The 12,533-nt window shown below is 66.5% G+C and carries 11 protein-coding genes and 1 tRNA gene; 4 read left to right on the top strand and 8 right to left on the bottom strand.

Annotated features, from left to right (window positions below; all coding sequences use genetic code 11):
* The first annotated feature begins 3 nt into the window (after positions 1-3).
* Entirely contained in the window at positions 4-468 is a 465-nt protein-coding gene (locus Y590_RS14470; protein ID WP_060770467.1) for a carboxymuconolactone decarboxylase family protein, read from the top strand.
* The gene (locus tag Y590_RS14465) at positions 458-1,339 is read left to right on the top strand and encodes a sigma-70 family RNA polymerase sigma factor (RefSeq protein ID WP_060770466.1); all 882 of its coding nucleotides are present in this window, start codon (positions 458-460) and stop codon (positions 1,337-1,339) included. Before Y590_RS14470 ends, Y590_RS14465 begins: the two co-directional genes overlap by 11 nt.
* Positions 1,340-1,348: 9 nt before the next feature.
* Here the strand turns inward: Y590_RS14465 and Y590_RS14460 are convergent, their stop codons facing one another.
* The 5 genes from Y590_RS14460 to Y590_RS14435 form a co-directional block, all read right to left on the bottom strand.
* Positions 1,349-1,855, bottom strand: coding sequence for a CYTH domain-containing protein (locus tag Y590_RS14460; protein ID WP_060770465.1), 507 nt, complete (start codon positions 1,853-1,855; stop codon positions 1,349-1,351).
* 123 nt (positions 1,856-1,978) lie between these two features.
* The gene (locus Y590_RS14455; protein WP_060770464.1) at positions 1,979-3,517 is read right to left on the bottom strand and encodes a CYTH and CHAD domain-containing protein; all 1,539 of its coding nucleotides are present in this window, start codon (positions 3,515-3,517) and stop codon (positions 1,979-1,981) included.
* Positions 3,518-3,616: 99 nt separating this feature from the next.
* The gene (locus Y590_RS14450; protein WP_060770463.1) at positions 3,617-4,951 is read right to left on the bottom strand and encodes a leucine-rich repeat-containing protein kinase family protein; all 1,335 of its coding nucleotides are present in this window, start codon (positions 4,949-4,951) and stop codon (positions 3,617-3,619) included.
* 116 nt (positions 4,952-5,067) lie between these two features.
* Positions 5,068-7,170 (bottom strand): sensor histidine kinase, encoded by a 2,103-nt coding sequence (locus tag Y590_RS26470; RefSeq protein WP_144439978.1) that lies wholly within the window; start codon positions 7,168-7,170, stop codon positions 5,068-5,070.
* Between the two features lie 385 nt (positions 7,171-7,555).
* Positions 7,556-7,631, bottom strand: a tRNA-Lys gene (locus Y590_RS14435).
* Positions 7,632-7,765: 134 nt separating this feature from the next.
* Between Y590_RS14435 and Y590_RS14430 the strand changes: the two genes are divergently transcribed.
* Positions 7,766-8,833: a hypothetical protein gene (locus tag Y590_RS14430; RefSeq protein WP_060770460.1), complete on the top strand. Its 1,068-nt coding sequence runs from the start codon at positions 7,766-7,768 to the stop codon at positions 8,831-8,833.
* A gap of 216 nt (positions 8,834-9,049) precedes the next feature.
* A complete protein-coding gene (locus Y590_RS14425; protein ID WP_060770459.1) occupies positions 9,050-9,307 on the top strand; it encodes a hypothetical protein in 258 nt (85 codons plus the stop codon).
* 23 nt (positions 9,308-9,330) lie between these two features.
* On the opposite strand, the gene tgt is transcribed toward Y590_RS14425, so the two are convergent.
* The 3 genes from tgt to queA are packed head-to-tail and all read right to left on the bottom strand — an operon-like array spanning position 9,331 to position 12,436.
* Complete coding sequence (gene tgt / locus Y590_RS14420; RefSeq protein ID WP_060770458.1) at positions 9,331-10,482, bottom strand: tRNA guanosine(34) transglycosylase Tgt; 1,152 nt, start codon at positions 10,480-10,482, stop codon at positions 9,331-9,333.
* Positions 10,479-11,321 carry an aminoglycoside adenylyltransferase domain-containing protein gene (locus Y590_RS14415; RefSeq protein ID WP_060770457.1) on the bottom strand — a complete coding sequence of 281 codons (843 nt, stop codon included), beginning with the start codon at positions 11,319-11,321 and terminating at the stop codon, positions 10,479-10,481. The genes tgt and Y590_RS14415 overlap by 4 nt, the downstream gene beginning before the upstream one ends.
* The gene (queA, locus tag Y590_RS14410) at positions 11,318-12,436 is read right to left on the bottom strand and encodes a tRNA preQ1(34) S-adenosylmethionine ribosyltransferase-isomerase QueA (protein ID WP_060770456.1); all 1,119 of its coding nucleotides are present in this window, start codon (positions 12,434-12,436) and stop codon (positions 11,318-11,320) included. The genes Y590_RS14415 and queA overlap by 4 nt, the downstream gene beginning before the upstream one ends.
* Between the last annotated feature and the right edge of the window lie 97 nt (positions 12,437-12,533).

The following is a 12,533-nucleotide window of genomic DNA, read 5'->3' as shown; positions in this document are numbered from 1 at the left end:
CCTATGACGCCACGCGTCGAAAACCCCTACGATCACGCACCCGCCGCCATCAAGGCGATGCTGGCGGTGGAGACGAGCCTGCGGACCGGCGGCCTGGAGCGGCGTCTGATCGATCTCGTGAAGCTGCGCGCCTCGCAGATCAACGGCTGCGCCTACTGCATCGGCCTGCACACCACCGAGGCCCGCCGGCATGGCGAGAGCGAGATGCGGATCGTTCTGCTCAACGCATGGCGAGAGGCGGCCCTCTACAGCCCGCGCGAGCGCGCCGCTTTGGCCTGGGCCGAGGCGCTGACCCGCCTGTCCGAGGTGGGTGCGCCCGACGCGCTCTATGCCGACCTGCGGGCGTCCTTCACGGAGGCCGAACAGGTGCAGCTCACGCTCCAGATCGGCGCGATCAACCTGTGGAACCGGTTGCAGGTCGGCCTGCGCGGCGTCCACCATCCCGACCCGTCCCGTGATGCGGCCTGAGGCGTCCGATCCGTTCGAGGCGGAGCGGGCGCGACTGATGCGCCTTGCCTACCGGATGCTCGGCTCCTTCGCCGAGGCGGAGGATGTGGTTCAGAGCGCGTGGCTGCGCTGGCAGGCGGCGGACCGCGCCGCCGTCACTGTGCCGGGGGCCTTCCTGTCGCGCATCGTCACGCGGCTCTGCCTCGACACGATGAAATCGGCCCGCACCCGCCGGGAGGTCTATGTCGGGCCGTGGCTGCCGGAACCCTCTCTCGACACGCAGGAGACGATAGACGGAGACGGCCTCACCCTCACGCTGATGATGGCGCTGGAGCGTCTCTCACCCCTGGAGCGGGCGGCCTTCCTCCTGCACGACGTGTTCGGCGTGCCCCTCGACGAAGTGGCGGCGACGCTGGGGCGGACGGCTCCGGCGGTGCGTCAGCTCGCCGTGCGGGCGCGCCGGCATGTCCGCGCCGAGGGCCCGCGCTACCCTCTTCCGCCCGAGGAGGGCGAGCGGATCGCGCGCGCCTTCTTCGACGCCTCGCGCAGCGGCGACGTCGCCGCCCTGCGCGGCCTGCTCTCCGAGACCGTGACGATGCGGGCGGACGGTGGCGGCAAGGTCATCGCCGTCCTCAACCCGATCCTCGGAATCGATCGCGTCCTGCGGCTGTTCTCGGGGCTTGCCCGGAAATATGCCGGGTCGCCCGCCACCCTCCTCCGCGCCGTGCGGGTGGACGGCCTGCCGGGCTTCGTCAGCCTGGAACGCGGCGGCGTCCTCCAAGTGACGGCATTTGAGATCCGCGACGGGCGGATCGCGGGCATCTACATCACCCGCAACCCGGACAAGCTGCGCCGCGTGGCCGCGGCTGTGGCGATGCCGACCACGCGCTGAGCTCGGCCCTCACAGCGGGGCGGCCAGCACCTCGTCCAGGGTAACGACGCGCCCGGCCTCCTCGAAGCGGCGCAGCAGTGCCGATTGGCGGAAGCGCGGGTCTCCGGTCACCTCGCGGCCGAGCCAGGCCGGACGCTCGAAAGCCTGGGCCTCGTCCTCTAGCTCCACCTCGGCCAGGATCATCCCGGCCAGCGTCCCACCATAGACATCGACCTCCCAGACGAGCCCGGCATGCGGCACGCAGTGGCGCGTTTTCTCGATGAAACAGGTGTCGCAGACGAGGCGCATCATCGCTTCCGCGTCCGCCCGCGGAATCTCGTACTCGAATTCCGGCCGGCCGAGGCCGACCCGCGCGCCCTTGATGGTGAGCCAGGCCCGGTCCTCGTCGAGCCGAACCCGCACCTTGCCGGTGTCGAACTGCCCGATCAGCCCGTCGGTGAGCCGGTGCCGGCGGACGACGCCCGCCTTCCAGCCGTCATCGGCCACGAGGAATTTCCGCTCGACCTCGAAACGCATCGGGACAAAAGGACCCTGGCGGCGGGATTGTTTCCCGCCCCCTTCTACCGCTCCGCCTTACGGTACTCACAGGTTGCGCGCTATCGTCTCCCGCGCAACGCCCTCTCGCGGCTCGGGGTAACCTCAACGCCAGAATGGCTTGGTGTCGACGAGATCCTCGTGCGCCTCGGCCGCCGCTTCCAGGAGCTTGCGGCTGTGCGTCTCGATGTCGGCCGCCGTCATCCCGGCGGCGAACAGGGTCGTGGCGCCGGCCGGCTCGACCGTCAGGTCCCGCATCAAGTCGTGGCCGGTGGCGATGTCGTTGAGCGCGCCGAGATGGTCCTGCAGGTCAGAAAGCGCCTTGCCGAAGGCGCCGTGGCGCTTGCCCGCCTTCTTGCCGGGGAACAGGGGCGCGAAGAATTCCGCACCGTAGCGCAGCTTCTTGGCGGCGATGCGCACCCGGTGGCGCTCCTCGGGGTCGAGGTCGTCGAGATGGCGCCCGCGCCGCTTCACCTGCCGCCGCCGCCGGTCGAGTTCGCGGGCGGCGAAGACGCGGGCCGGCTCCTCGCGCAGGGAGACGCGGCCGGGGCTCTCGTCCCGCAGCCAGGGGCCGGCATTGATCCAGCCGATGAGGTCGAGCAGCAGCATCCGCCAGGCATCGGAGCGCAGCAGCGTGGCGATGTCGCGATAGGCCTTCGCGCGCTCGTCTTCGAGCTGCCGCTCAAGGCCGAGCAGTCCGACCTCGTCGGGATGCCGCTCGCGCTCGGCCGGCAGGATGGTGGCGAGGAAGACATCGAGGTTGCGTGCCCGGCCCAGCGGCTCGGTCGCCGCCTTCAGCTCCGCGCGGATGCGGACGCCGAGCGGGTCGTCCACGAGGTCGCCGAACAGCGAGAAGGCCGAGCGCAGGCGCCGGATCGCGACGCGCATCTGGTGCAGCGCATCGGCGTCGCGACCTTTGAGGAGGATGTCCTCGTTGATGCGCATATGGCGCAGGCAGGCATGCGCCACGGCGCGGAACGCCTCCGCTGCGCTCATATCGTCGCGCAGCGGCACGGGCTCCGACTTGCGCACCCGGTCGAGCTTGCCGGCGGCCAGCGCGTAGCCGCGCTCGGCCTTGCTGCGCACGCCGAGCCGCACGGGCACGAGGGCGGCGATGGCGTAGGCGAGCGCGAACACGTCGCTCGCGATCCCCTCCTTCAATTCGAGTTCGATCTCGCAGATCGACACGATCCGGTCGCCGGCGGCGGGCGCCTCGATCCGGCCGAGGTCGAGGGCGACCTCAATGCGGGAATCGCCCTGCTCGACGAGATAGGTCCGCCGGGTGATGCGGGTGGTGAAGAGCGGTTCGAGCACGGCGTCGGCCGCGACGCGGCGCGCGAAGGGCGTGTCGGCGAGCGCCGCCCGGTCCGGCTCGGAGCGCTCGACCGGCTGCTCCCATTCCGGCCGGTCGAACAGGCCGTCGCCCTCGGCCTTGAGAGTCTGGACGAAGCGGCCCTTGCTCTCGCGCACCCGTAGGCCGAGGCCGGCCGCATGCAACTGCCGGTCCGGCGTGTCGAAGTAGACGGAGGCGAGCTCCGCTTCCCCCTGCACCGACGCCTCACGCAGGAGCGGATGATCCTGCAGGACGGCGAGGTCGGAGGGCTCGCATTCCAGCTTCAGCTCGATCTCGCGCGGGTCGCTCATGCGGTTTCGTCCTGCTCCTCGTGAGGGTTGTGGCGGATGCGAGCCTACATCCTGCCGCATCGTACGGGACTGGCACAACGCGGCTGAACCCGTGATGGATCACGCATCCGCGTGACGATCCCGCGACAGAAGCGGGGATATGGTGCGCACAACCTCCGCCATCGACGGGAGCGCCCGCGCATCGGCCCCCCGGCAGGCCTGCGCCAGCGCGCGCCAATCCGCGATGCCGGCGGGTTCGGTCGCGCAATGGTCGAGCAATTCGCCGAGCAGGATGCCCCAGGCGCGGGTCTCGACGCGCTGCCAGGAGGCGCCGGCCTCGCCGCGCGGCAGCACGGAGGCGGCCCCGAAATCGCTGAGCACCGCCTCGCCCGCGCCCCCGTCCCACAGGGTGTTGTGGCCGTAGAGGTCGCCGTGGAGCACACCGCAGCCGTGAAGATGGGCCGCCGCCCGCGCCACGCCGGCCGCGATGCGCAGAGCCGTCTCCGGCGGCAGGGCGAAGTCCGGCGCGTAGACGTCGCGGCTGCAACTCTCCAGGCTCGGCGATCCGGCCAGAACCCGCCAGCCCTCCGGGATCAGCGGCATCAAGAGCCCCTGCACCCCGTCCGGATGCCCCTCGATCCGCCCGAGCGCGCCGGTGAGGTGGGGATGCCGGCCGGCGGCGAGGCAGGCCGCCATCTCCTGCTCGGGCAGCCCGTCGCTGGTCATGCGGCCCTTGAACAGCTTGACCGCGACCGCCGCCTCCCCGTCCGGCCGCCGCCACAAAGCCCGGTGAATCCGCCCCGAGGCGCCCTCGCCGAGGCAGGGGCCGAGCGCGAGCGCGTCCCAGGGCACCTGCGGCACGCGGGCCGGCACCGGCTCGCCGTCGAGGGGGTTGCCGGCCCAGGCGATCCAGGCGAGCCGCGGCAAAGCCGTCAGCCAAGCGGGCAATGCCGCGAAGCGGTTGGCGGAGAGGCGCAGCAATTCGAGGCTTGGTGCGCCTTCGAGCGAGGGTGGCAGCGCCTCCAGCCGGTTTCCCGCCAGCATCAGCTTCTGCAGGTGCGGGCGCCGGCCGAGGGCGTCGGGCAGATGCGCGATTCGGTTGTCGGTCAGCGTGAGCCAGCGCAGGGCCGGCGGCAGCGCCTCGCCCGGCACCTCGCGCAAGCCGGTGGCGCGGAACCCGATCTGGCTCAGCGCCGGACAATCCCCGAGGGCGGGCGGCAGCCGTTCGAAGCGATTGCCCGAGCAGAACAGGACGCGCAGCCGCTTGAGCCGGCCGATGTCATCCGGGAGTGCGGTGAGGCCGCAATCGCTGAGATCCAGCAGCTCCAGGGTGTCGGCGAGGCCGAAAATTTCGGGCGGGACTTCTTTTAGTGTTCCGCTCAGGCGTAGTACTTTGGCCCCGGCGAGGTCGCCGCGGCGGAGGGCGTGCAGCGTGGGAGCCGGTGGGGTGTCCATGGGGGTCTCGCGTATCGTTCGCGCCGGGATGGCTGCCCGGTCGCTAACGATCAACGCTCTGAAAGCGACAGCACGCCATAATTTCTAATAGAGTTTTATGTCGACTGCATTGTGGGCTATATATTAGTTTCTGCTTGTTCTGTGAATGTGGACTCGGTGGAGCCTTCCAATTTAACAGAGTCTTGAGTCAAATGCTTCGGAGCTACGGCGTCGCTTTCTGCTAGTACGTCTTCTATCGCGATAGATGAATCCTTGCTGTAGTCTGACGAAGGGTCAACGTTGGTAATGCCGAGTTTTTGAAAGAAGATACTATTGCGCATTTTTGCATCTGCTAAAAGCTTTGGGTATGATATAATTTCTACTACCGCATCTGGGTTGTTTAGGTATCCGATCAAGCCTTGCCCGTCCGGTGTCTCATGGAAGCGATATCCTTCGATAGCCTCGCGGAGCGAGTCGGTAATATCCGCTACGACATAGCAATGAAATGCAGCATTCTTAAGATTCGGCGATAATTGTCTTCCCTTTGTATCTTTTAAAGATGTTGATGTTTTGAATTTCTTAATGTAGCCGATTACTTGTTTGACCGGATTGTCTTCGCCGTCGTAATTGTCTCTGGACGGACGCTTGAACTCGACTAGCACTACCGTGTTTGCTGCCTCTTGTTCCCGCCAAGCAAAACAGGTGTCGTAGAAGAACGCAATGTCAGGGCGATCTAGTGAAGGGTTGTCCGTATAGGTCTTGAGCGGGCGGTCTGAGGCAAAATGCGCAAAGAAGGCTAATCGGTCATCTATGAGCCAGAGGTTGTGGTCACCTATGTCTAGCGCTGCGGAATCCGTTCGCATAGGAACTATTAACTTATGGACTGCTTCTTCAAGGTGATGTTTCGAGGTACCGTCTTGATATTCCGCATAACGATCCAAAATATCGATAACACTTTTTCTCATCAATACGTATTCAGCGAGTACTCCGCGCTGTTGATCTTGTACAAATTTTCTATATTTTTCGGCTTTTCTTTTGAGCTCGTCTGTGAGTTTTGTTCCGGCTTTCACCACTTCCTCAATATTGTGGTGCTCTTGATTGTTGCGGCGGAAACGGTGCCGGCACATCTCAACGAAGACGGCTTCTCTGGAAGTTGCGCCTGGTGCTAACTTGCTTACGAAATTTTCCATCTCGCCTTGCAAGTATAAAAACTGAGGATACTCCTCAATTACCTGTTGCACGAGCTTGCGCTTGCGCTCTTTTAGACGCCCGACGTATGAGTCTAGGTACCCCATTACAGAAGCTTGTAGAGCGCGCCTGATTTCGCGACTTTCCGTCGCGTCAAAACTGAAACCTGTGCGTTCTTGATTTACGTGGGCATCCAAATGTTCGCCCGAGACACAGCCAATATAAACATCATCGCCATCAAGGGCTTTAAGCCCAATTGCGTCATCAATAACAGTTTCTTCGACTGCGCGATCATTTGCTGCTAGAAAAAGCCAATTATATGCTTTTTTGTTTGTGTCGGGTCGAATAGCTTTTGAAGCTCTAATATGGCGGATGGATAAATTGACGTTGACACCATCGCTAAGAGATACGTTGACATTTTGCTCGGCAGTATTTTTCACCAGATCCTTAAATGCCAACTTGATATCGGTAGTTTCAATTCCGTCATTCAATGTGATCGACGGAGCCAACTCTGCCGCTAAAAGCTGCATAAAGTGGCCGATAACTTTCTGCCGCAATGTTGCTGGGTCGACGGGGCATTTTGAGCCGTAAGCAGTGTCGTAGGTCTTCAAAGATACTCGGGTGCCCGGCCCTGTCTGTGACGGAACGACATTAGAGTGTAGCAAAACTTGCTCGTCTTCCCTCAATACAAAATCGAACGAGCGGATAGCCGCCTTTCCATCTTTATCTACGTACGTACTGTCGACGCGGATGTCGCGGAAAACCTTGAGCCAGCCTAGCCGGCCAACTCCCTTGCCACCACGTTGAAATTTATGCTGAGAGTCTGGCTTCAAGAAAGAAGCATAATTGTCGTCATTAAGACCAATGCCGTTGTCTGTGACGGCAAACCCGATGACGTCGGAACTAGGTTTTTTGGGATCTGCTCGAAAAACTTCAATTATGATTTTGCCCTGCTCACGCGCTTTGTCGCGATGCAGGTCGTCAATGGCATGAAGACCATTTGATACAGCTTCAAATAACGGCATCAACGCAGAGGTTGCGGATGGCTTCAACGACAATCGCCTCACGCGCCCGATAAGATCGGTCGTTAGAGTTGGCATTTCCCGCCCCAGTTTCGGTTTTTCAACTCGGTTCGGGCAGATTGGTAGGCTCTTCGGAGGAGGTGCTTCAAGGGTGATTCGCAGCCGTCCCCATTCACATCTCTAGGTCGTGATATGAGGGCCAGTTACATGATGGTGGCGCGACTGGTCGTTAGCCTGACAGCTCAAGGCATTCTAGGCCGAGGTGAGCCATACGAGGTGAGCACTGGCTCGCTGCGGCACTGCTTATGGCATTAGCGACGCGAACGTGGGCAAGCGACATGTGCGTAGAAAAAGAGCCAAATTTGCGCAGACGCCGGCTGATCTCAGCAAGTCACTGATAGACAATAGAAAATAATGGTGAGCGCGCTGGGACTCGAACCCAGGACCTACAGATTAAAAGTCCGTTGCTCTACCAACTGAGCTACGCGCTCGCACCCGGTTCGCGCGGGGCCGCCGGGGGGCGGGCCGGTTGCGCTCGGGGCGTGGGGCTCGCAATAGGGGGTCGAGCCGGGAGGGTCAACACGGCTTCCGCATGGTGCCAACCGCTGAGTCGATACGAAACCCGATGACGAGAGCGAACCCGGCGGGTGCGCCGCCGGAATGGCGGCGCTTCGTCCTGCTGTTCCTGAGTGTGGCGGCCGTTCTCGGCGCCGTCTGCATCGGCTTCGTGGCCGCCCTCGACCCCTACGGGTTGCGGGCCGGGCCGGGGCGGGCGCAGGGGCCGCTGATGGATGGCAACCAGCGCTTCATGTACCCGCAGATCGCGCGCAGCGGCGCCTACGATGCCGCGGTGTTCGGCACCTCGACCCTGCGCCTGCTCGATCCGGCGGATCTCGGCCGCGCCTTCGGGGGCCGCTTCGCCAATCTGTCGATGAATGCGGCGACCCCCTACGAGCAGAGCGAATTGGCCCGGCTCTACCTGCGCCACGAGCGGCCGAAAACGCTGCTGTTCGGCATCGACCCGACATGGTGCGAGCCGGATGCGGCCGAGCGCCGCCTGACCTTCCGCGCCTTTCCCGCCTGGCTCTACGGACGCATCACCCTGTGGGATGCGCTGCGGCAGGTGAATTGGCAGAGCCTCGGCACCGCATTCGAGGCCGCGCTGTACCGGCTCGGGCTCGTGCGCGCGCGGTTGGCCGAGAACGGCTACGCGGTCTTCACCCCGCCCGAGGCGCTTTACGACGCGGCCCGCGCGCAGGCGCATATCCGCAGCGCAGGGGCGATCCAGGCCGCCGCCGAGGCCGCGCCGGGCTACCGGCCGACGCCCGCCGAGGCGGCGATGCCGGCGCTCGGCTGGCTCGACGCGCTCCTGGCGCAGGCCCCGCCCGAAACCCGGACGCTTCTGGTCTTCCCGCCCGTCCACATCTCGCAGCAGGGCGCGCCCGGCTCACCCGCCGCGGCGCGGGAGGCCGCCTGCAAGGCGCAGGTGACGCGGATCTCTGCGGCCCATGGGGCGACGGTGGTCGATTTCCGCATCCCGTCGCCGATCACGACGCAGGACACGAATTACTGGGATCCGCTGCATTACCGGCTGCCGATCGCCGGCCGGATCGTGGCCGGTCTAAAGGCGGCGCAGGCGAGCGGGCGCGACGATTCTGAGGGCACCTACCGGGTTCTGGCGCACGCGCCTTAGGCCGAAAATTCGATGAACCGCGCCCCGGAACGTGGGGTTCTCCGTGGCGCATGAGTGGCTTGGTCCGTGTGGCTTGGCCTGCCACGAGCCGGCCGCACTCTCGCCCGATCGGCAGTCTCTACACCCCGCGGCCCGGCCATGTCGGGTCTCACCCGCCGCGCCTGCTCCGAAAGCGGGGGCGGACGGGGCCGTGAAATCGGAGTTGCAGAGAGTCCCATGATCGTACGCACAGCCATCGCCCTGATGATCACCACGAGCGCGGCTCTGGCCGGCCCGGCGGCGGCACCGGCGGGGGACCGCGACGCCCTGCGGCAGCACTGCACCGGGGATTACCTGAGCTATTGCGGCGAGTTCGCGCCGGACAGCACCGAGGTGCGTGCCTGCTTCAAGCAGAACAAGGCCAAGCTCTCGCCGGGCTGCCAGGCGGCCATCACCAGCTACAACAAGGCCCAGAAGCGCGCCGATCTGCGCTGAAGCCGGCTCAGGCCGGCGGGCCGTCACGCCTTCGCGGCGGCCTCTGCCCGCGCCCAGCCGTCCTTGGTCTCGGCCACGAAATCCGCGAGCCGCCCGGCCGCAATCGCCGCGCGCATGCCGGCCATCAGCGCCTGATAGTAGGCGAGGTTGTTCCAGGTCAGCAGCATCATCCCCAGGATCTCGTCGGAACGGACGAGGTGGTGGAGATAGGCGCGCGAATAGTCCCGCGCCGCCGGGCAGTCCGAGGCCTCGTCCAGCGGCCGCGTGTCCTCGGCGTGCCGGGCGTTGCGCAGGTTGATCCGGCCGTGCCGGGTATAGGCGAGGCCGTGGCGTCCGGCGCGGGTCGGCATCACGCAATCGAACATGTCGATGCCGCGCATCACCGACTGCATCAGGTCGTCGGGGGTGCCGACGCCCATGAGGTAGCGCGGTTTGCCGGCCGGCAGATGCGGCTCGACCGTCTCGATCATCGCCAGCATGACGGCCTGCGGCTCGCCGACCGCGAGGCCGCCGATGGCGTAGCCCTTGAGGTCGAGTTCGGTCAGCACCCGCGCGCTCTCGACGCGGAATTCGGGCACGTCGCCACCCTGGACGATGCCGAACAGTGCCTTGCCCGGCTGCTCGCCGAAGGCGACGCGGCAGCGCTCGGCCCAGCGCAGGGAGAGGTGCATCGCCTTCTCGATCTCCAGCCGCTCGGCCGGCAGGCGCACGCATTCGTCGAGCTGCATCTGGATGTCGGAGCCGAGCAGGCCCTGGATCTCGATGGAGCGCTCCGGGCTCATCCGGTGGGCGGTGCCGTCGATATGGGAGCGGAAGGTGACGCCGGCCTCGTCGATCTTTCGCAGCGCGGAGAGCGACATCACCTGGAAGCCACCGGAATCGGTGAGGATCGGCCCGTCCCAGCGCATGAAGCGGTGGAGGCCGCCAAGCCGCGCCATGCGCTCGGCGCCGGGGCGCAGCATCAGGTGGTAGGTGTTGCCGAGCACCACGTCGGCGCCCAGATCGCGCACCTGCTCCGGATACATCGCCTTGACGGTCGCGGCCGTGCCCACCGGCATGAAAGCCGGCGTGCGGATTTTTCCGCGCGGCATGGCGATATGGCCGGTGCGGGCCTGTCCGTCGGTGGCGGAGACCGTGAAGGAGAAGTCGGTCGGGGGATCGAGCGGTTCGGTCATCGGTCCGGGGATGTGGGAGGCTCGGGGCGGGCGTGATAGCCCGGCGCGGCGTCGATCAGGAAACGCATCGCATCGAGGCCGGCGCGCATCGTCGCCTGCGACACCGCTTCCAAGTCGCCGAAACGGGCCGCGAGGGCGTCCTCGACCGCTTCGTGGCAGGCCTTCGGAAGCAGGACCGTCAGGCGGCGTCCGGCCTCGGTCTTCGAGACGATCCGGCCGCTGGCGAGGGTCTCGATGATGCGGCCCACCCCCAGCACGCCCCATTCCAGGGCCCCCGCATCGCATGCGTCGTCGGGCGCCTTGCCGGCCAGCGCCGTCTCGTGGTGCTCAAGCCAGGGGCGCCAATGGGCCTCGAGGTGGGCGAGGCCGTAGGCGTGCAGCGTCGCGTCGTCGTCGGCGATGTTCAGCGCGGCCGGCGTCGCCCCGAGGATCGGACGGCTGGAACGGGCAAGGCACCGCCAGGCGGCCGGATTCACCGCGTGGCAGGGCTCGCCGCTGCGAAGCTGCCCGTCCACGCTGAAGGGGACGACGGCGCCGGGCTCCGGCGGGTGCCGCAGGGCCTCGACGGCCAAGTAGAACCCGTCGAAATGCGGGCCGCCGGCCCGCGCCAGGGCGGCGTGGACCCGCGCCAGCGCGTCCGTCTCCGCCCCGCCGAGAGGGCCCTCGAGGAGGGCGACGAAATCGATGTTGCTGCGGCCCGGCCGGAAATCACCGAGCGCCACCGAGCCGACGAGATAGAGGCCTCGCAGTTTCGGGCCGCCCTCGCTCGCCATCAGGCCGAGGAAGCGATCGACGGTGCGGGCGACGTCGACCCGGAGCGGCGGGCGCCGGCTACTCATGTGATGGACTCCGAAACCGGGGCACCCTCAGGAAACAGCAGGCTGGCATCGCCGTAGGAGTAGAAGCGATAGCCGGATTGGATCGCGTGGGCATAGGCCGCGCGCATGGCGTCGAGGCCGGCAAAGGCCGAGACCAGCATGAACAGGGTCGAGCGCGGCAGGTGGAAGTTCGTCACAAGGGCGTCGACCGCGCGGAAGCGGTAGCCCGGCGTGATGAAGATGTCGGTGGCCCCTGAGAACGGGCGGATCGTGCCGTCCGGGTCGGCCGCGCTCTCCAGCAGACGCAGGGCGGTGGTGCCGACGGCGACGACGCGATTGCCCCTCGCCCGCACGGCGTTGAGCCGCGCGGCGGCGGCGGCATCGAGGATGCCGATCTCGGCGTGCATCCGATGGGCGTCGGTGTCGTCCGCCTTCACGGGGAGGAAGGTGCCGGCCCCGACATGCAGGGTGACGTGGACCCGCTCGATCCCCGCCGCATCGATCCCGGCGAGCAGCGCGTCCGAGAAATGCAGGCCGGCGGTGGGGGCGGCGACCGCGCCGGGCTCGCGGGCATAGACGGTCTGGTAGTCGGTCGTGTCCTGGGCGTCGGTGGCGCGCTTGCCCGCGATGTAGGGGGGCAGCGGCAGGGCGCCGAGCCCGGCAATGGCCGCGTCGAGCGCCGGCCCGGACAGGTCGAAGCGCAGCAGGATCTCGCCGCCCTCCCCCCGCTCCTCCACCGTGGCGTCGAGTCCCGACAGGGCACAGACTTCGCTGGCACTTGGGCTGGCGCCCTCGCTGCCGAAGCGGATGCGGTCGCCGGGAGCGAGGCGCTTGGCCGGGCGGGCGAAGGCGCGCCATCGGTCGGGCGCCTCGCGCAAGTGTAGCATCGCTTCGCAACGTTGTCCCGAGCCGCCGGCCCGGTGACGGATGCCGGAGAGCCGCGCGGGGATCACCCGCGTGTCGTTGAAGACGAGGGCGTCGCCGGGGTTCAGGAGGGCGGGCAGATCGCGCATTCCGCGATCCGCCAAGGGGTCGCCGGGGCGCACCACGAGAAGGCGGCTCGCGTCGCGCGGGCTCGCCGGCCGCAGGGCGATCGCAGCCTCCGGCAACTCGAAATCGAACAGGTCCACACGCATCCCAGGGCCATCAGCACGGATGGGCGCCCGACGCAAATGGCGGATTGATCGGAGAGGCCGGCCGGAGCAGCATGAGCCGGTCGGCAGGGCAGAGGCG

Origin of the sequence: Methylobacterium sp. AMS5, from assembly GCF_001542815.1 — a bacterium.
Taxonomy (GTDB): Bacteria; Pseudomonadota; Alphaproteobacteria; order Rhizobiales; family Beijerinckiaceae; genus Methylobacterium.
Note: the sequence above shows the minus strand (reverse complement) of the source record. Positions and strands in the feature narration are given on the sequence as shown.